The following is a 20,825-nucleotide window of genomic DNA, read 5'->3' on the forward strand; positions in this document are numbered from 1 at the left end:
AAATAATTTTTTATGGCATTTATTGGCAAACCGGTTGAAAAGCCGGGGCGCAAAGCCAGAAGGAGCTAAAGTCAGATTGAAATCTGGCCATGCCAGCCGGTTGCATCATGCCTCAGTAATAAAAAAAGGTAAATGTTAAATGGGCATTATGGAAAAAGTTCCTGTAAAATTTTTTACAAGGAACTTTTTTTTGTCTTCAAGCGGATATTCGCAACCTCCGCAGGGGACTTACCTGATTCGGTTAAATTTGATGGAAAATAGAGAAGAACAGCAGGAATGGAGAAAAGATGAAAGGAAAAAGAGTGATTGCAGGCATTCTGCTTGTGGGAATTTTAGCAACTGCCCTGGCAGGGTGCAAAAATGCAGATGTTACTAAAAAAGAAAGAGAAAAGCCCGTTATCACCCTGGGCAGTGACAGTTATCCGCCATACAATTATCTGAATGAAGATGGAATCCCCACAGGAATTGATGTGGAACTGGCTACAGAAGCTTTCAGAAGAATGGGGTATCAGGTGGATGTTGTCCAGATCAACTGGGAGAAGAAAAAAGAACTGGTAGAAAGCGGAGAGATCGATTGTATTATGGGCTGTTTTTCCATGGAAGGACGCCTTGACGATTACCGCTGGGCAGGACCCTACATAGCAAGCCGCCAGGTAGTTGCTGTAAATGAGAGCAGTGATATCTATAAACTAAGTGATCTGGAGGGAAAGAACCTTGCCGTCCAGTCCACAACCAAACCGGAAGGCATCTTTCTGAACCGGACAGATGAAAGGATCCCCAAACTGGGCAATCTGATCAGTCTTGGGCACAGGGAACTAATCTATACCTTTCTGGGAAAAGGATATGTAGATGCAGTTGCTGCACATGAGGAATCCATTGTCCAGTACATGAAGGATTATGATGCAAGCTTCCGTATCCTGGAAGATCCGCTGATGGTGGTCGGGATAGGTGTTGCTTTTGCAAAAGAGGATGACAGAGGAATTTGTGAGCAGATGGATCAGACGCTGGAAGAAATGCGTCAGGATGGCACATCCCTGAAAATCATTAAAAAATATCTGGATGATCCCCAGAAGTATCTGGAGGTGGATGATCTTGGATATTAGGAGAAGAATAAAAGTAAAGCGATTCTGGATATTCGGCATTCTGCTTGGAATCTGTGTGACTGCAGCTTCCCTGTATTACTTTTTTCAGGCAGAGAAAAAGGAAGCAGAGAACAGGATGGTGAAAACTGTAAACTATGTCAAAGTGCAGTGTTCCACCTACACCCATTATAATGAAGCTTCGGAATCTAAAAGTCTCCTCCGTGCCATTGAAAGCGCCAGACAGATGAGTACGAATATCGACATGGAAACAGAAAACGGCGGCCGGCTAAGCCAGGAGTTTCTGAAAGAAAATCTGCAGACCCTCTGGGTGGATGGTATCCTTGTGCTGGATGCAGAGGGAAAGACAGTCTGCAAATACAGCATGGATGAGGCTCTGACCAATGAGATCACAGATTATCTGCAAAAAGACATTATCATGGATTTTACCGGATATGAAGAAAGATCTTATTCGGAACGGATTGACCGAGAAGACGGATCACGTATCGACATTGCAGCCTGTGCCAGAAAAGATGTACCAGGTATGGTTGCAATTTATTATTACACATCTCCGGAATTTGTCAGAAATTATACCCTGACAATACAGAACCTTTTAAATGGCTATAGCACTCAGAAAGATGGAACGATTATTGTTGCAGATAAGGGAACCATCGTTGCTAGCAACGATGAAAGCCTGCTGGGACAGGATACTGCCGGCAACCAGGTTGTCCAGGCAATGAAAGAGCATACAGACAGTCAGCATATTTTTCATTTAAAAAATGAAGGAACCGGAGGTTACGGAATCATGCTGAAGCAGCGGGATTATTATATTTATGCCTATCTTCCGGATACGGAAGTATTCCGTAACCTGCCACTAAGTGTAACAGCTGTCGTTTTTCTTTATTTACTCATATTCGGTATATTCTGCTTCTGGGGTTACAGAGCGGATCTGGCACACCGGAAACAGGAACAGGAAAAAGATGAAAAATATAAAGCAGAACTTCTGAGAGCAGCAAAAAAAGCAGAAGCAGCCAATGAGGCAAAAACCGAGTTTCTGCAGAGAATGAGCCATGATATCCGGACACCGATCAATGGAATCTGCGGCATGATCAATGTGGCAGACCATTATGCAGACAATATGGAGAAACAGACGGAATGCAGGGCAAAGATCAAAAAGACATCCCATCTGCTGCTGGAACTGATAAACGAGGTTCTGGACATGAGCAAGCTGGAGTCAGATGAAGTGGTTCTGGAAGAAATCCCATTTAATCTGAACAGTATTTTTGAGGAAATACTGGGTGTGATCGAACATATGGCTGCGGAGCAGAATATCCGGATCATTTGGGAAGAGAAAGAAGTTACACACTGGAATCTTATTGGAAGTCCGGTGCATGTGAAACGGATTCTGATGAATATTTTGTCTAATGCGGTGAAATATAACAAAGAAAACGGATATGTCTATATCAGCTGTCGGGAAATCCCATCGAAACAGACAGCAATGACCACATTGGAATTTGTCTGCAGAGACACCGGAATTGGAATGACAGAGGCATTCCAGAAACGCATTTTTGAACCATTTGCACAGGAACATGCAGGAAGTCGCACAAAATTTGCCGGAACAGGACTGGGAATGCCAATTACAAAAAAACTGGTGGAGAAAATGGGCGGAACCATTTCCTTTGAAAGTAAAGAAGGCACAGGGACTACATTTGTGATCCGGATTCCATTCCAGATTGATGCAGATATGAAGGACAGGACTGAAACGGAAGAAAAAACAGAAACTTCTATCCAGGGGCTCCATGTTCTTCTGACAGAGGATAATGAGCTGAATATGGAGATTGCAGAATTTGTGCTTCAGAATGAAGGCGCTGTGGTGACAAAAGCATGGAATGGACAGAAGGCTGTTGACATATTCAGAAAAAGCAGACCTGGAGAATTTGATGTTATTCTTATGGATATTATGATGCCTGTCATGAATGGATATGAAGCAGCAAAGATGATCCGCTCTCTGGACAGAGAGGATGCAAAAGTGATACCGATCATTGCCATGACAGCAAACGCGTTCACTGAGGACAAAATGAGAGCAAAGGAAGCAGGAATGGATGAACATATTGCCAAGCCTGTTGATGGAAAGTTATTAGTAAAAGCGATCAATGAGTTAGTAAAACATAATCAGGAGAAGTTATAATGAAAAAGAAAAAATGGAATAAGATACTTGCTGTGCTTTTGGCGATGGTGACAGCCGTATCACTTCTGTCTGGCTGCGGCGGGAAAAGTGCGGAAAAAGAAGATGCAGAAACCATCACAGTGTATTTATGGAGCACAAAGCTGTATGAAAAATATGCGCCATACATCCAGGAACAGCTTCCGGATATCAACGTTGAATTTGTAGTAGGCAATAATGATCTGGATTTCTATCGTTTTCTGAATGAAAACGGCGGATTGCCGGATATTATAACCTGCTGCAGGTTTTCCCTCCATGATGCAAGCCCCCTGAAGGACAGTCTGATGGATCTTTCCACAACCAATGCTGCAGGTGCTGTCTATGATACCTACCTTAACAATTTCAAAAATCAGGATGGCAGTGTAAACTGGCTTCCTGTGTGTGCAGATGCCCATGGCTTTGTAGTGAACAAAGATCTTTTTGAAAAGTATGATATTCCTCTTCCAACGGATTATGAAAGCTTCGTTTCTGCCTGCCAGGCATTTGATGAGGTGGGTATCCGTGGGTTTACTGCAGACTATTACTATGATTATACCTGTATGGAAACACTGCAGGGTCTGTCTGCATCAGAGCTGTCTTCTGTGGATGGACGTAAGTGGCGTACCATCTACAGTGACCCGGACAATACAAAGAGAGAAGGTCTGGACAGTACCGTCTGGCCGGAGGCTTTTGAATGTATGGAGCAGTTTATTCAGGATACAGGGCTGAGCCAGGATGATCTGGATATGAATTATGATGATGTGGTTGAGATGTACAAAAGTGGTAAGCTTGCCATGTATTTCGGCAGTTCTGCCGGTGTAAAAATGTTCCAGGATCAGGGCATTAACACAACATTCCTGCCATTCTTTCAGCAGAACGGCGAAAAGTGGCTGATGACTACACCATATTTCCAGATAGCTTTAAACCGTGACCTGACAAAGGATGAAACACGTCGGCAGAAAGCAATGAAGGTACTGAACACAATGCTTTCAGAGGATGCGCAGAACCGGATCATTTATGATGGGCAGGATCTGTTAAGCTATAGCCAGGATGTGGATTTCCGGCTTACGGAATATCTGAAGGATGTGAAACCTGTGATCGAAGAAAACCATATGTATATCCGTATTGCGTCAAATGACTTTTTTTCCATTTCCAGGGATGTGGTGTCTAAGATGATCTCAGGAGAATATAATGCAGAGCAGGCTTATCAGTCATTTAATTCCCAGCTTCTTGAAGAAAAATCCACTTCTGAGGATATTGTGTTGGATTCAAAGAAAACTTATTCCAATCGTTTCCATACCAGCGGAGGCAATGAAGCCTATTCTGTTATGGCAAACACTTTGCGCGGTATTTATGGGACGGATGTGCTGATTGCAACAGGAAACAGCTTTACAGGAAATGTACTGAAGGCCGGTTATACAGAAAAAATGGCAGGCAACATGATTATGCCAAACGAGCTTTCCGCTTACAGCAGTGAGATGAGCGGGGCAGAACTGAAGGAAACGGTCAGAAACTTCGTAGAAGGCTACCAGGGAGGCTTTATCCCCTTTAACCGTGGCTCTCTGCCTGTGTTCAGTGGTATTTCTGTAGAAATCAGGGAAACGGATAATGGTTATACATTGAGTAAAGTTTCAAAGAATGGAAAACAGATTCAGGACAAGGATACTTTTACTGTGACCTGCCTTGCAGCACCACAATATATGGAAGCTTATCCGGCAGAGGAAAATATTGTATTTGATGGAGGGGATACCTCTGTGGAAGATACCTGGACAACATATGTTTCAGATGGTAATGCCATTCTTGCAGAGCCTGAAGACTACATTACTCTGAGGTGAGAAGAATGGATGTTAAGAATCATAATACAAACAGAAAGAAACGGGTTGTGAGAAAACGATGGAATGCAGCAGTTCTTATTGCCCTATTTGTTGGAATCCTTTTGACTGTTTTCCAATATTTGGGGTTTGTATCGAAGACTGTTTATGAGGAAAGTGTTTCTCACCTGACAGAAATTTTTCATCAGTCTGATAATATGCTAAGTGAGCTGACAAATAAGAATCTGACTTATCTCCATATATGGGGGGAATATTTGCAGAACACTTCCGATGAAAGTGAAATTCGTGAGTATATAGAGAAAGCACAGGAAGATGCAGGCTTTTTAGATTTTTATTTCCTGTCAGCGGACGGGAACTATAAGATGGCAACAGGTGAAACCGGGTATCTGGGATTGCAGGAAAATATTGAAGATGAGATCCGGCAGGGAAATGATGTGATAACCAATGCAACGGTTCCCGGAAAATCCCAGCTCCTTGTTTTTGCTACTCCCAGGCCTCATGGAAGTTATCAGGGCTTTGAATATGATGCCATTGCCATTGCCTATGAAAACTCTGATATCGTAAATGTGCTGAATATTTCTGCTTTCAATGGAAATGCCCAGAGTTATGTGGTTCATCCGGATGGCCGTGTTGTTGTGGATCATTCTTCTGAGGCATGGGGAGAGGTGTATAATTTCTTTGGGATTCTGAGAGAACATTCCAATATGTCTGAAAAAGAGATCCTTAAACTTTCAGAAGAGTTTAAGGAAGGACATACAGATGCAATGCTGATAAATCTGGATGGAGAGGATTACTATCTGGTCTATGAGAAATCCAAACCTCAGGACTGGATCTTTCTGGGACTTGTCCAGGCTGATATCGTCAATGCAAGTATGAATGTTCTGCAGCGTAGCACTGTGCTGCTTGTAAGTGCAGTAGCGGTGTGTATTGCCGGTCTTTTTATTGGAATTATTCTCCGGAAAAACAGGGTAAACCTGAAGAGAAAGGATACGGAGATCCTGTACAGGGACGAATTGTTTCAAAAGCTGTCAATGAATGTAGATGACGTTTTCCTGATGCTGGATGCAAAAACATATCAGGCAGATTACGTCAGTCCCAATGTGGAAAAACTGCTGGGAATTACAGTAGAACAGATTCGTAAAGATATTTGTGTCCTTGGGAAACTGCATCCCGGGGACGTTGAAGATCCGGAGAAGAAGTATCTGGAAGAAATCCAGGTTCATGAGCAGCAGGAATGGGATCTTGAATATGTTCATCAGAAAACAGGAGAACACCGCTGGTTTCATAACGTTGCAATGGGCAGCGAGGTAAACGGAAAAAAGAAATATATCCTGGTTCTGTCAGATCGTACCTCTGATAGAAAAATGAATCAGGCCCTTTCTGAGGCGGTCCGCGCTGCGGAGACTGCAAACAAGGCAAAGAGCACCTTCCTTTCCAATATGTCTCATGATATCCGTACACCAATGAATGCGATCATTGGTTTTACTACACTGGCTGTAAGCAACATTGATGATAAAGAAAGGGTTCGGGATTATCTGGGTAAGATTCTTTCCTCCAGTAATCATCTGCTCTCACTGATCAATGATATCCTGGATATGAGCCGTATTGAGAGCGGGAAAATCCATCTGGAAGAGACGGAAGTCAGTCTGTCAGAGGTTCTTCATGATCTGAAAACCATTATCAGCGGACAAATCCATGCGAAACAGTTAGAGCTTTACATGGATGTCATGGATGTTACCAATGAGGATGTTTATTGTGACAAGACCAGGCTGAATCAGGTACTGCTGAATCTTTTGTCCAATGCGATCAAGTTTACTCCTGCAGGCGGAACCGTTTCTGTCCGGCTGAGAGAGTATCCGGGTACACAGAGAGGCTGTGAACTGTACGAAATCCGGGTAAAGGATAACGGAATCGGCATGAGTCAGAAATTTGTACAGAAGATCTTTTCTCCTTTTGAGAGAGAGCGGACTTCCACTGTAAGCAGGACTCAGGGTACAGGACTGGGTATGGCTATCACCAAGAACATCGTGGATATGATGGGCGGAACCATTGAGGTTCAGACAGAACAGGGCAAAGGTACTGAATTTATTATCCGTCTGCCATTGCGGATTCAGCCTGAGAACCACCGTATAGAGAAAATCGCAGAGCTGGAAGGTCTGAAAGCATTGGTAGTAGACGATGATTTCAATACCTGTGACAGTGTGACTAAGATGCTTGTGAAGGTTGGAATGCGTTCGGAATGGACACTTTCCGGTAAGGAGGCTGTTCTCCGTGCACGGCAGTCTGTGGAAATGGGGGATGCATTCCATGCTTATATTATTGACTGGCGTCTGCCTGATATGAACGGCATTGAAGTTACCCGTCAGATTCGCAGTCTTGGTGATGATACGCCGATCATTATCCTGACTGCTTACGACTGGTCAGATATTGAAGTGGAAGCCAGGGCAGCAGGGGTGACTGCGTTCTGTGCCAAGCCTATGTTTATGTCAGATATCAGAGAGACTCTGATGGCTGCAATCGGCCAGAAGCAGGCCGGGGCAGAGGATAATATTCTTCCGGCAGCAGATTCAGATTTCAGAGGCAGGCAAATACTGCTTGTGGAAGATAATGAACTGAACAGAGAAATTGCAGTAGCACTCCTTAGTGAATATGGTTTTCAGGTTGATACAGCGGAAGATGGAGCAGAGGCTGTGGAGAAGGTTAAGAATTCAAGACCAGGTGATTATGATCTGGTGCTTATGGATGTGCAGATGCCTGTAATGAACGGATATGAGGCTACTGAGCAGATCCGTTCACTGGATGATCGGGCACTGGCGGGAATTACGATCCTTGCCATGACTGCCAATGCTTTTGACGAAGACAGAAAGAAAGCACTGGCATGTGGTATGAATGGATTTCTATCCAAACCAATTGTTATAGAGGAACTGATCAGTACATTACAAAACAGTCTGGGGTAAGTTTTCTGTTTGAACTGTGATAATGGGATATGAAAAGTGGTTTGATGAAAGCAAGGAGGAGCAACGAATGATTTGTGGAATGACGTATTTTCAGATATGTCTGTATTTTCTTATTTATTCTTTTGGCGGCTGGGTTGTTGAAGTTATTTTTCATGCAGTAGCCTTGGGAAAGGTCATAAACAGAGGTTTTCTGAATGGACCGGTCTGCCCGGTATATGGATTTGGGGTGCTTTCTGTTTTTGCTTTGCTCAATACAATTCAGGGCAGCGGGCGTCAGATGAGTGATGGAATGATTTTTGTGTTTGGAATTGTTCTGGCAACTGCGGTGGAACTGGTTGCAGGCTGGCTGCTGGATGTGTGTTTCCACGCAAGATGGTGGGATTATTCAGATAAACCCTTCAATTTTCATGGCTACATTTGCCTGGAGTTTTCTCTGATCTGGGGACTGGCTATCGTTATGGTAGTAAAAGTTTTCCAGAAGTATGTAGAGGCACATGCGTTACATACACCTGCAACCTGGGAATGGATTGTGATAGCAGTTTTGTATGCTGTGTATCTGACAGATTTTATTGTGACGGTAGCAGTGATCCAGGGACTGAATAAAAAGCTTACCAGACTGGATAAGGTTCGCTCAGATCTGAGAATTGTAAGTGATAAACTGAGTGATACACTGGCTACGACTACGATTGGCACAGCGCAGAAAGTGGGAGAAGGAAAGGTTCAGGCAACTCTTGCAGCAGCAGAACTGCGTGATGCAACTGCCGCACAGCGAGAAAAATCTATCGAAATGCTTCGTATAAAAAGAGCGGAGCTTCAGGCTCAGTTTGAGGAACTGTCCAGTTCTATTACCAATCATACCGTTGTCGGTCAGGGGCGTATCATCAAGGCATTTCCGAAGATGCAGCACAGAGACTATTCCGAACTGATTCAGGAGCTGAAAAAGAAATTAAAATAGATTAAAATGCAGAGGGAGGCTTCAGGTGAACAGACAGGCAGTACAAACCTTAAAGACTTATTTTGGATATGATACATTCAGAGAAGGGCAGGAGAGTGTTGTGGAGTCCATTCTGGAACACCGGGATGTGCTTGCAATCATGCCGACAGGAGCTGGAAAATCCATCTGTTATCAGGTACCGGCACTGATGCTGTCAGGAATTACGATTGTAATTTCTCCTCTGATCTCACTGATGCAGGATCAGGTAAAGGCTTTGAATGAAGCGGGAATACATGCCGCATTTATCAATTCTTCACTGTCGGAAAGTCAGATTAGCAAGGCGTTGTACCTGGCAGCAGGAGGAAGATACAAAATTATTTATGTTGCACCGGAACGTCTGGAAAATTATGAGTTTCTGGAATTTGCCAGACAGGTGGAGATTTCCATGGTGACAGTGGATGAGGCACATTGTATTTCACAGTGGGGACAGGATTTCAGACCAAGCTATGTCAAAATCGTAGACTTTGTAAAAAATCTTCCCGGTCGTCCGATCGTCAGTGCTTTTACCGCAACTGCAACAGAGGAAGTAAAGAACGACATTCTCTGTACTTTAAAGCTGGAAGATCCGAAAGTAGTGATCACCGGGTTTGACAGAAAGAATTTATATTACAGCGTGGAAAATATCCGGCGAAAAGACGATTTTGTGATGGATTACATAGACAGACATCCAACAGAGAGCGGGATTATTTACTGCTCTACAAGAAAAAATGTGGACAATCTTTTTGAACTGCTTTTCCAAAAAGGAGTTGCTGTTACCAGATATCATGCAGGACTGAATAATGAAACCAGAAAAAAGAATCAGGATGATTTCATTTACGACAGAACCCCTGTTATTATTGCAACAAATGCATTTGGAATGGGGATTGATAAATCCAATGTGAGATATGTGATCCATTACAATATGCCGCAGAGTATGGAGAATTATTATCAGGAGGCAGGACGTGCAGGGCGTGACGGAGAGAATTCCCAGTGCGTTCTATTGTTTTCTGCACAGGATGTTATAATCGACCGAATGCTTCTGGATAACAAAGATTTTTCCGATGTGGATGAAGAGGATGAATTTCTCATTCGTCAGCGGGATATACGAAGGCTTCAGATCATGGAAGGATATTGTAAAACAACAGGATGTCTGCGAAATTATATTCTGGAGTATTTCGGTGAAAAGACCTTCGGTCCCTGTGATAATTGTGGAAATTGCCACAGAGAATACCATGAGACAGATATGACCAGAGAGGCGAAGTGGGTAGTGAACTGTGTAGCTGAGACGAGAGGAAGGTATGGACTGACAATTGTGCTTGGTACTTTGCTGGGGGCTAAGAGAGCCCGGTTGAGGGAGCTTGGAGCAGATAAGTATAAATCTTATGGAGCATTGAATGATCACAGTGAGGCAGAACTCAGGGCACTGATCAGCCAGATGACTGAGATGGGATATCTCTATCAGACACAGGAACGTTACAGTGTGCTGAAACTGGGCGATATTTCTCCGCTAAGAGATGAAAATACTCACGTGATCATGCGTACTTACGAGGAAAAAGAACCGGATAAAAAGAAAAAGCCCCAGAAATCTGTCAGAAAACGCAGTACAGATGCGCTTACGGCAGCAGGTTACGATTTATTTGAAGCTCTGCGGAAACTTCGTCTGGAAATTGCAAAAGAGGAAGCCATGCCTCCATATATCGTGTTCAGTGATAAGACGCTGATAGATATGTGCATCAAATGTCCATCAAATGAAGAAGAAATGCTGGAGGTTTCCGGTGTGGGCGAGAATAAGCTAAAGAAATACGGTCAGAGATTTCTGGAAGAGATACAGAAGTTCTGCCTGGAACGTCCGAATGCGGTTTTGAGTATGTCGGAAGATGAAAATGGTAATCCCTGAGAACAAAGGTTGGAAAACAGATGAATATAGAAAAATATACGGAAGAATTAATCACATTGAGACATTACTTTCATCAACATCCGGAGCTGGCACTTCAGGAAGTGGAGACGTCTGCATATATCCGGAAATATCTGGAGAAACTGGGATATGAGATTGTGCCGATAGAACCTACAGGATTGATCGCGGAACTTCCATCTCTGAGAAACAGGGAGAAACTGGTTGTACTCAGGGCGGAGATGGATGCATTGCCCATACAGGAGCAGACAAATCTACCATATGCATCAGTAAATCAGGGATGTATGCATGCCTGCGGTCACGATATGATCCTGGCAGCAGCACTGATCCTTGCAAAAATTGTGGCAGAAGAGCAAAGAATGCAGGAAAATTTTCCGGTCAGGCTCCGGTTCCTTTTTGAACCTGCAGAGGAGATTGGTGAAGGTGCAAAAAGAATGCTTCAGGCCGGAGCATTAGAGAATCCGAAAGCAGATGCATTTCTGATGTTTCATTACGCAGCGGACATGACATTTGGAATGGCAGTGCATCAGGGACAGGCATCTTCCATGATCAACAGTATGCAGATTCATGTTCATGGAAAATCCAGTCACTGGTGTGAAGCGGATAAGGGGATTGATGCAATTTATGCAGCTGCTCAAGTGATAAGTGCCATTCATGATCTGAATGAAAGTTTTGGAAAACAGCATCCGGATGCAGGAAAATATATTGTGGGTACGGGTACAATCCATGGCGGTGAATATACGAATATTATTGCAGACCATGTGGTATTAAACGGAAATATACGCGCAGTTCATGAAGAAACTTACACGGCACTTGAGCACGAGCTGGAGAGAAATCTGCAGGAAATTGAAAAGCAGACTGGCACACAGATCCGTATGGAATTTCCCAAAAATCCGGTATATGCGTTTGCCAATGATGAGGAACTTACAGAGACAGCAAAGGTAGTGGGTGCAGAAGTATTCGGAGATAAATTTGTTCTGGAAGGAGAAGATGAGTTGTTTCTTTCCGGTGACAACGCATACAGATATTTTAGAGAAACCAGAGGACTTTTCACAGTATTTCTTGCGGGAATACCAGGAGAGAATCATCCTCTGCATCATCCGAAATTTCAATTGGATGAGAGGATACTGCCGTACAGCGTGGAAGCATTGTATAAGATTATAACTACATTATGAGTATTGCTATTTTGGAAAATAGTGAATTGTGATGTGGTTCAGCAGAGCGTGAAATTCTACTGAACTGGATCAATGTATTATTTACGCAGATTGCTATGGAAGGAACGTCAGCAGGATGGATAATTTGTATCTGTTCTGCTGTTTTTTGAGTATACTCGTAATAATTTCAGAGAATACTGTAAATTAACCCAATTAAGTAAGCCCTGCTTCAATTGAGGATATCCACCTGACTCTATAAAAAATCTCATAAATAAATGAAAAAAATTACCAAAAGGACTTGAAAATTGGATTAAAATAGTATAATATAAAAACATAAACAAAATAAGAATGCATAGCAACTATAACTTATTAACGTTGAGTGACAGCAGATTGCTGAATAGTAACGGACAGACGATATACTATAAAGAAAGAATTGAGGGCAGAAATATGAAGATTACAGATACCATTAAATATGTCGGAGTGAATGACCATCAGGTAGATTTGTTTGAGGGACAGTATGCAGTGCCAAACGGAATGGCATATAATTCCTATGTGATTCTGGATGACAAGGTTGCAGTTATGGATACTGTAGATGCCAATTTCAAACATGAATGGCTGGATAATCTTGAACAGGCACTGGGCGGACGTAAGCCGGACTATCTGATCGTTCAGCATATGGAGCCTGACCATGCAGCAAATGTAGCGAACTTTCTGGAAGTATATCCCGGCACTACAGTAGTAGCCAATGCGAAGACATTTGTAATGATCAAAAATTTCTTCGGACTGGATCTGGAAGGGCAGAAACTGGAAGTAGAGAATGGTTCTACACTGAGTCTGGGAAATCATAATCTTACTTTTGTATTTGCGCCAATGGTACATTGGCCGGAGGTTATGGTGACTTATGACAGCACAGATAAAGTTCTTTTTTCAGCAGATGGATTTGGTAAGTTCGGTGCTCTGGATGTGGAAGAAAACTGGGATGATGAAGCAAGAAGATACTTTATCGGTATTGTTGGTAAATATGGCGCACAGGTACAGAGACTTCTGAAAGTAGCAGCTACTCTGGATATTCAGATCATCTGTCCGTTACATGGTCCGGTACTTACAGAAAATCTGGGACATTATATCAGCCTCTATGATACCTGGTCCTCTTACACACCGGAGGAAGAAGGAATCGTAGTTGTATATACTTCTGTATACGGACATACCAAAGAAGCAGTCAATCAGTTTGTGGAGAAATTAAAGAGTAAGGGATGTCCGAAAGTAGTTGTTTATGATCTGGCAAGAGATGATATGTCTCAGGCACTCAGTGATGCATTCCGTTACAGTAAGCTGGTACTGGCAACAACTACCTATAATGCAGGAATCTATCCGTTTATGAATGACTTTATTACCCGTCTGGCAGAGCATAATTTCCAGAACCGCACAGTGGGCCTTATTGAAAACGGTTCCTGGGCACCTCTGGCAGCAAAAGTAATGAAAAATATGCTTTCTGAATGCAAGAAGATCAACTGGCTGGACACCACAGTGAAGATTATGTCCGCAGTAAATCAGGAAAACAGAGATCAGATGGAAGCGATGGCTTCCGAGCTTTGTAAGGAATATATTGCAAAGAATGATGAACTGGCAAATAAAAATGATATGACAGCATTATTCCGTATTGGTTATGGTCTATATGTAGTGACATCAAATGACGGTAAAAAGGATAACGGACTGATCGTCAATACAGTTACCCAGCTGACAGACTCTCCGTTCCGCGTTGCAGTTAATATCAATAAGACAAATTATTCTCACCATGTTATCAAGCAGACAGGGGTGATGAATGTAAACTGTCTCTCTGTAGAAGCTCCGTTCTCTGTATTTGAACAGTTTGGTTTCCAGAGTGGAAGAAGCGTGGATAAATTTGCGGGACAGAAGGTGAATCGTTCTGATAACGGACTGATATTCCTGGACAAATATATCAACGCATTTATGTCCCTGAAAGTAGAGCAGTATGTAGATCTGGGAACTCACGGAATGTTCATCTGCAGTGTGACAGAAGCTCGCGTGGTAAGTGACCAGGAGACAATGAGCTACACCTATTATCAGAAAAATGTAAAACCGAAACCTGAAACAGAAGGTAAGAAAGGATTTGTATGTAAAGTCTGCGGATATATCTACGAAGGCGATGAACTTCCGGAAGATTATATCTGCCCACTGTGTAAACATGGAGCTGTAGACTTCGAGCCGATTGGATGAAAGATTTCTCTTGTTAAACTGCTAAAGAGTGACATTCTGTCATGTGAATATTTGTCGAGATTTCAGAGTGATCTGATTGATAAAATAAAAAATAGAGATTGTCAGTGGTTAAATCGCTGACAATCTCTATTTTTGCTCCAGTATTAATAGAAACATTATGGAATGTAAAGAAATTTTGATAGACGAATTCAATAACAATATGTTACACTTTATGAAAGTTAGAGTTTAATATATCAAATATAAAGGGAAGTGTGTCTATTGAAACAAATTAAAAAGAAACTTCCAATAGGAATAGAAAATTTTGCAAAGCTTCAGGCGGAAGATTTCTACTATGTAGACAAAACGATGCTTATCAAAGAACTTCTGGATAATTGGGCGGAGGTGAATCTGTTTACACGTCCGAGAAGATTTGGTAAAACACTGAATATGAGTATGCTGAAAGCATTCTTTGAATTAAACAGTGATAAGAATTGCTTTAGAGACACAAGAATTTCCAGAGAAGTTTATCTTTGCGAACAATACATGGGAAAGTTCCCTGTGATTTTTATTTCCCTGAAGAGTATCAGCGCGCAAACTTATGAAAAAGCCTGTGATATGGCAATACAGATTGTAAATGGTGAGGCGCGTAGATTCCAGTATTTATTGGACAGTGAACGTTTGACGGAATATGATAAGGATGCGTTCAAATCATTGCTTCTGCCGGATATGAAGGAATCTGTTCTGTGCAGCAGTCTGAGGATTCTGTCAGAACTTCTGGAGAAACATCATGGTCAGAAAGTTATCTTATTGATTGATGAATATGATGTGCCTCTGGCGAAAGCATTTGAATTGGGATATTACAATTCAATGACTCTGCTGATCCGTAACTTGTTTGAAAATGCATTAAAAACAAATGACAGTCTGAAGTTTGCTGTGCTTACAGGCTGCATGCGTATCTCAAAGGAGAGTATTTTTACAGGATTAAATAATCTGAAAGTTTTGTCAGTGGCAGATGTACAGTTTGATGAATATTTTGGATTTACGGACAGTGATGTAAAGAATATATTGGAATATTATGAACTTTCTGAGCATTATGATGAAATAAAAATGTGGTATGACGGATATCGGTTTGGAAATGTAGAGGTTTACTGTCCCTGGGATGTGATAAATTATTGTGATGAATTGCGTATAAACAATATGGCGCAGCCACAGAATTACTGGTCTAATACTAGCAGTAATGAAGCGGTGAAACGCTTTATTCAGGAGACTGATAAGGGAACGGTCAGAAAGGAAATTGAGAAACTGATAGCAGGAGAAACAATTGTAAAGGAGATTCATCAGGAACTGACATATCAGGATATGTATGCTTCGATTGAAAACCTGTGGAGTGTTCTTTTTACTACGGGATATCTCACACAGACCGGAAGAAAAGATGCAAATACGTTCATGCTTACCATTCCTAATATGGAAATACGTAATATTTTTCTGACACAGATTATGGAATATTTTAAGAAAACTGTTTCTGAGAATGGAGAAGCACTTGAAAAATTCTGTAATGCACTAAAAAATGGAAATTCCGAAGTGGTGGAACAAAGTTTGAACAATTATCTGAAAAGGACCATCAGTATTCGGGATACCTTTGTAAAAAAACAGATGAAAGAGAATTTTTATCATGGGATTTTACTTGGAATTCTTGGATTTCAGCAGAACTGGAGTGTGTCATCAAATAAAGAATCGGGTGATGGATACAGTGATATTTTGATAGAAACAGAAGATCAGGAAACTGGAATTATTATAGAAATAAAATATGCCGAAACAGGGAATCTGGAAGCTGTCAGTGAAGACGCATTAAAACAGATAGAAGACAGACGATACGAGGAGCAACTGCTGGAAGAGGGAGTAGAGCATATTTTGAAGTACGGTATTGCATTTTACAAAAAGAAATGCAAAGTAATAGTAGTCAAATAAAGGAATTCCAGAGCATCCTCCTGACAAGAGGTATACTCTGGAATCATGTTTTTGAAGGCTTGATTTATATAAGATTATTCCATCTCGTACAAAGAGGAGAATATTTTTAATGATCTTCCATGGATGTGCCAAGAATTTCCAGAGTATCAATATCCTTTGAGAGATATTCCAGGTATAACTGACCAAGACTACTTAAAGGTATTTGAGCAATAGTCAGGTAACCAATATGAAGCAGTCCGATATCATTTTCCAGAGACTTTGCGATAATATTTCCCATCCCCTTATGAAATGCATCTGCGTTACTGTTAGGAAGATCCGGACCAATACTGAAACAGTCTGTTTTTCGAACAAGAGCAATCTTTGTGCAGCGGTCACTGACATGGACATTTTTATTTAAAAGCTTGTAAAACAGCGGTTCTTCTGAAAAATGGGAAGTTTCCAATTCCTGGTCGTAAGTGACGAAAGGATATTTTTCCAGATCCTTTATAGAAAGGACAGGAAGAGAAGCCAGAGGATGACCAAAACGGAGAAACACATAATTTTTGACACTTTTGATTTCATGAAATTCAATATCATAAGAAGAAAATAAAGTCTGCATACTGCGCATATGAGGTTCGTGGATTGCTACAACTCCCAGTTCACTTTTTCTTCCGGATACGTCATGGATAACAGAATTAGTGTCGCATTCACGGATTGCAATATCATAGGTTGGAGAGTTAATTTCGGTTAAAAAGCTAGTAAAGGCCCGCACTGCAAATGGAAGATGCTGACAGGATACTGAAAAACGCATAGGCAGTGATTTCCTGGCATGGTAGCGCTGCTCAAGATACTGAGACTGTTCTACAATTTCTTTGGCATATTTAATAAAGTCTTCTCCATCGTAGGTAAGGGAAACGCCACGATTTGTCCGTTTAAAAATAGTAATCCCCAGATCAGATTCCAGCTCTTTTACAGCAGCAGAAAGTGTAGACTGAGAAACAAAAAGATTTTTTGCTGCTTTAGAAAATGAATGACTGTTGGAAATTTCCAGCATATATTTCAGATTTTGTAATGTCATAGATAAAAACTTCCTTTCTGTGAATTATGCTATCAGAAAAATTGATTGCTGGCAATAGAAATTATATAAATTAAAGTAAGAAATGTTTCTTGTAATCGATTAATCTGCATGATATAGTAGAACAGACAATTAAAGCAGAATATTTTATGGAATCCGGTCAAATGCCGGAGCGGTGCCGCCACTGTAGGATGGAGCATTCATAAGAATACACTGGAATTTCCGGGAAGTATATGAATGTGAAGAAGTCAAGCCAGGATACTTGGATATTTTGCCGGAACCCCGATTTAACGAGTCATTAAAAAGGGAGTGCAGCAGGTAAGTTTTTTGCGCCCTTTTTTGTGATGAAAAGGGTGTTTTTTATTTTACAGATAAGGAGATAAGGAATGAAAAAAAGATCAAAGTTTCTTGCCATGCTGCTTTCGACAGCAGTAGCTGTTTCCTCACTTACAGGAATCAGCGTATTTGCAGCTGACAAAACAGGAGAAGAGGAAACCAGAACAGTTGTAGACGCCACCGGAGCAGAAGTAGAAGTGCCTGCACATCCGAAGAGAATTGCAGTTCCAGCAATGGTTCTGCCAAATATAGTTTATGCATTACAGGGAAATGCAGAGAATATAGTATCTATTCCACCGGCAGCATATTCAGGATGGGAAATGTCTATTTTAAAAGATCTGGCTCCGGAACTGGAAGATGTAGATACTACAATGGTGAATGATGACTTTTCAGTAAATGTAGAGGCACTTGCAGATGCAGATATAGATTTAGTACTGAACTGGGATTCAGAGACTGACCAGGCAGAGCAGTTAAAGGCATTGGGAATTCCATGTGTGCTTGTATCTTCTGCAAAAGATATGGACGGTCTGAAAAATCTGGTTACTATGCTGGGAGATGCATTAAACTGTGAGGATCGCGCAAAACAGGCAACAGACTGGTATGATGAAACTATGGACTATTTCGACAGCAAGGCAGATGAGGTTGCTGCTTTATCAGAGGATGAAATGCCAAGAGTTCTTCATTTCCAGAGAGTACATGAGATGACCTGTTTTACAGGTGGGATTAATACTTATATTACAACACTTGAAGGTGGACAGAATTTCACACTTCCTGAAGACATTACAGAACCTTCAATGGAATCAATCCTGGAATATGATCCGGAGATTATTTTTATCAGTAATTTCGATGATGTAACTCCGGAAGATTTCTATGAGAACAAACTGGAAGGACAGGATTGGAGTAACGTGAGCGCTGTTAAAAATCATAAGGTTTATAAAGTTCCATGTGGATTATACCGTTGGGCTCCGCCGAATACATTTGAAAAACCACTTTATATGAAATGGACAGCATCCATTGTACAGCCGGAGATTTTCTCTGATTATGATATCAGAACAGAAATCAGCGATTTCTATAAAGATTATTATGGATATGAGCTCAGTGATGAGCAGTTGGACAGCCTTCTGAGACTGGATTTAAATGAATAAACAGAAAAGAGACAATTACATTGAAGGATAACAAAAAACATAAGAAAGCAGAGTATGGAATACTGATTACCGGACTGATTATACTGTTGGCAGCTACATGTGTCATTGCGTTGTGTGCAGGTCAGTACAGTGTTTCTGTTCCGGAAGTGATCAAGATACTTGCATCCCGATTTGTAAATGTGACAAAGACATGGAGCAACACGGCAGAAGGCGTAGTATTTACACTACGCCTTCCGCGTATGATAGGAGCAGTGTTGGTTGGTAGTGCATTATCCTTATCAGGAGCTGCTTATCAGGGAGTGTTTAAGAATCCGCTGGTTGCACCGGATCTCCTGGGTGTTTCTTCTGGTGCATGTGTAGGTGCATCAGTGGCAATTTTGTTACATTTAAATTCATTTGGTGTGCAGGCAATGGCATTTGTGGCGGGGATTTTGGCGGTTGGACTTACTTTATTTATTCCGCGCCTGATAAAGAATACGAATATGACGATGTTGGTATTGTCAGGAATTATTGTCAAAGGAATCATGGATTCTGTAATGGGAATCATTAAATATGTTGCAGATCCGGAGACAGAACTGCAGTCTATTACTTACTGGCAGCTGGGCAGTCTGACGAAGGTATTGCCAAGAGATTTGTTTACTGTAGGGCCGGTGATCATTGCAGCATCTGTAATTATTTTTCTTCTCAGATGGAGGATAAATATTCTTTCTCTGGGAGACAGAGAAGCAAAAACGCTGGGCGTTTCAGTTACAGTTGTTCGAAATTTTATTATAATCTGTGCGACATTACTGACTGCATCTGCAGTATGTATCAGTGGAACGATTGGATGGATCGGACTTGTGATTCCACATTTTGCACGAATGCTCACAGGTCCGGATAATACGAAAGCGATTCCTGCCAGTATTTTAATAGGAGCTATTTTTATGGTAGCAATTGATACTCTGGCAAGAGCTTTGACAAGTGTAGAACTTCCGCTGAGTATCCTGACCGGAATTATTGGTGCACCATTTTATATTATTATACTTGCCAGACAAAGGATGAAATTATCATGATATTAGACGTACAGGATTTATCATTTCGATATAGTAAAAATGCGAAACCTATTTTTCATAATGTAAATCTCCAGATGGAAAAGGGAGAAATTCTCACAATTCTTGGCGCCAATGGTGCAGGAAAATCAACGCTTTTAAATTGTCTGGCAAATATTTTGGAACCTTATTCCGGAAAGATTCTGGTAAATGGAGCCTCTATTCATGATATGAGTCTGAAAAAAGCTGCACAGCTGATTGGTTATGTACCGCAGAACCATGCTCCGGTATATGACTATTCAGTGAGAGATTTTATAGTAATGGGAAGGGCTCCGCATCTGGGAATGCTGGAAAAGCCATCGGAAAATGACTATGCGATCGTGGATGAAGTTATACGGGAACTGGGAATTGAAAAGCTTGCTGATAAAGCATATACACAGATCAGCGGCGGAGAACGACAGCAGGCACTGATCGGACGTGCTATTGCACAGCAGCCGGAGATTATTATGTTTGATGAACCGACCAATCATCTTGATTATGGAAATCAGCTCCGTATGGTCCATAAGATAAAAAATCTTTCTAAGAAAGACTATACGGTTATTATGACAACCCATATGCCAGATCATGCAATGATGATAGGCGGAAAAACAGCTATTCTTGGCAGGGATGGAACATTGAAAGTAGGAAAGACAGAAGAAATTATTACAGAAAAGAAACTTGAGGAACTTTATCAGGTAAAAACCCGAATTGTATATATTCCAGAAGTTGGAAGAAAGGTTTGTGTGGTAGCAGAACAATGAAAACCAGAAGAGTTGCTTTTTATGGTAAAGGTGGGATTGGGAAATCAACGATTGCTTCTAATGTATCTGCATTACTGGCTATGCAGGGGAAAAAGGTTCTGCATATAGGATGTGACCCCAAGGCAGATTCTACCAGACTTTTGTGTAAAGAACGGGATCAAACAATT

At 41.5% G+C, this 20,825-nt stretch carries 14 protein-coding genes and 2 riboswitches; of the genes, 13 read left to right on the plus strand and 1 reads right to left on the minus strand.

Translation table 11 applies throughout. The annotated features are described in order from the left end of the window. Nucleotides 1–14 precede the first annotated feature (14 nt). Nucleotides 15–108, plus strand: a riboswitch (cyclic di-GMP riboswitch). A 179-nt stretch (nucleotides 109–287) separates the two neighbouring features. The 9 genes from AC075L_RS09205 to AC075L_RS09245 all read left to right on the plus strand — a co-directional run bounded on the left by AC075L_RS09205 (nucleotide 288) and on the right by AC075L_RS09245 (nucleotide 16,295). Then, nucleotides 288–1,103: a substrate-binding periplasmic protein gene (locus AC075L_RS09205; RefSeq protein WP_022380200.1), complete on the plus strand. Its 816-nt coding sequence runs from the start codon at nucleotides 288–290 to the stop codon at nucleotides 1,101–1,103. Continuing rightward, on the plus strand, nucleotides 1,087–3,267 hold the full coding sequence (locus AC075L_RS09210; protein ID WP_476387554.1) for an ATP-binding response regulator: 2,181 nt from the start codon (nucleotides 1,087–1,089) through the stop codon (nucleotides 3,265–3,267). Before AC075L_RS09205 ends, AC075L_RS09210 begins: the two co-directional genes overlap by 17 nt. Continuing rightward, complete coding sequence (locus AC075L_RS09215; RefSeq protein WP_161233861.1) at nucleotides 3,267–5,117, plus strand: ABC transporter substrate-binding protein; 1,851 nt, start codon at nucleotides 3,267–3,269, stop codon at nucleotides 5,115–5,117. The genes AC075L_RS09210 and AC075L_RS09215 overlap by 1 nt, the downstream gene beginning before the upstream one ends. Before the next feature lie 5 nt (nucleotides 5,118–5,122). Beyond that, nucleotides 5,123–8,071, plus strand: coding sequence for a hybrid sensor histidine kinase/response regulator (locus tag AC075L_RS09220; RefSeq protein WP_118565997.1), 2,949 nt, complete (start codon nucleotides 5,123–5,125; stop codon nucleotides 8,069–8,071). A gap of 67 nt (nucleotides 8,072–8,138) precedes the next feature. Continuing rightward, complete coding sequence (locus AC075L_RS09225) at nucleotides 8,139–9,026, plus strand: putative ABC transporter permease (protein WP_008706845.1); 888 nt, start codon at nucleotides 8,139–8,141, stop codon at nucleotides 9,024–9,026. A gap of 25 nt (nucleotides 9,027–9,051) precedes the next feature. Then, nucleotides 9,052–10,941: a DNA helicase RecQ gene (gene recQ / locus AC075L_RS09230; RefSeq protein WP_008706843.1), complete on the plus strand. Its 1,890-nt coding sequence runs from the start codon at nucleotides 9,052–9,054 to the stop codon at nucleotides 10,939–10,941. Nucleotides 10,942–10,961: 20 nt separating this feature from the next. Continuing rightward, nucleotides 10,962–12,131 carry a M20 metallopeptidase family protein gene (locus AC075L_RS09235; protein ID WP_118565998.1) on the plus strand — a complete coding sequence of 390 codons (1,170 nt, stop codon included), beginning with the start codon at nucleotides 10,962–10,964 and terminating at the stop codon, nucleotides 12,129–12,131. Nucleotides 12,132–12,557: 426 nt separating this feature from the next. Beyond that, on the plus strand, nucleotides 12,558–14,348 hold the full coding sequence (locus AC075L_RS09240; protein WP_008706841.1) for a flavin reductase: 1,791 nt from the start codon (nucleotides 12,558–12,560) through the stop codon (nucleotides 14,346–14,348). 258 nt (nucleotides 14,349–14,606) lie between these two features. Next, nucleotides 14,607–16,295 (plus strand): AAA family ATPase, encoded by a 1,689-nt coding sequence (locus tag AC075L_RS09245; RefSeq protein ID WP_118341557.1) that lies wholly within the window; start codon nucleotides 14,607–14,609, stop codon nucleotides 16,293–16,295. Between the two features lie 106 nt (nucleotides 16,296–16,401). On the opposite strand, the gene AC075L_RS09250 is transcribed toward AC075L_RS09245, so the two are convergent. Continuing rightward, on the minus strand, nucleotides 16,402–17,352 hold the full coding sequence (locus tag AC075L_RS09250) for a LysR family transcriptional regulator (RefSeq protein WP_118341558.1): 951 nt from the start codon (nucleotides 17,350–17,352) through the stop codon (nucleotides 16,402–16,404). A 148-nt stretch (nucleotides 17,353–17,500) separates the two neighbouring features. After that, nucleotides 17,501–17,611: riboswitch (cobalamin riboswitch) on the plus strand. A gap of 124 nt (nucleotides 17,612–17,735) precedes the next feature. Here AC075L_RS09250 and AC075L_RS09255 point away from each other — a divergent pair. The 4 genes from AC075L_RS09255 to AC075L_RS09270 form a co-directional block, all read left to right on the plus strand. Then, nucleotides 17,736–18,830 (plus strand): ABC transporter substrate-binding protein, encoded by a 1,095-nt coding sequence (locus tag AC075L_RS09255; protein WP_118341559.1) that lies wholly within the window; start codon nucleotides 17,736–17,738, stop codon nucleotides 18,828–18,830. A 20-nt stretch (nucleotides 18,831–18,850) separates the two neighbouring features. Beyond that, entirely contained in the window at nucleotides 18,851–19,882 is a 1,032-nt protein-coding gene (locus AC075L_RS09260) for a FecCD family ABC transporter permease (protein WP_118341560.1), read from the plus strand. Next, nucleotides 19,879–20,658: an ABC transporter ATP-binding protein gene (locus AC075L_RS09265; RefSeq protein WP_062808015.1), complete on the plus strand. Its 780-nt coding sequence runs from the start codon at nucleotides 19,879–19,881 to the stop codon at nucleotides 20,656–20,658. Before AC075L_RS09260 ends, AC075L_RS09265 begins: the two co-directional genes overlap by 4 nt. Then, on the plus strand, nucleotides 20,655–20,825 hold a 171-nt coding region (locus AC075L_RS09270; protein ID WP_476387555.1), incomplete at its 3' end, for an AAA family ATPase. The genes AC075L_RS09265 and AC075L_RS09270, both read left to right, overlap by 4 nt.

This window comes from Blautia sp. ZXY-1-B12 (genome assembly GCF_056339915.1).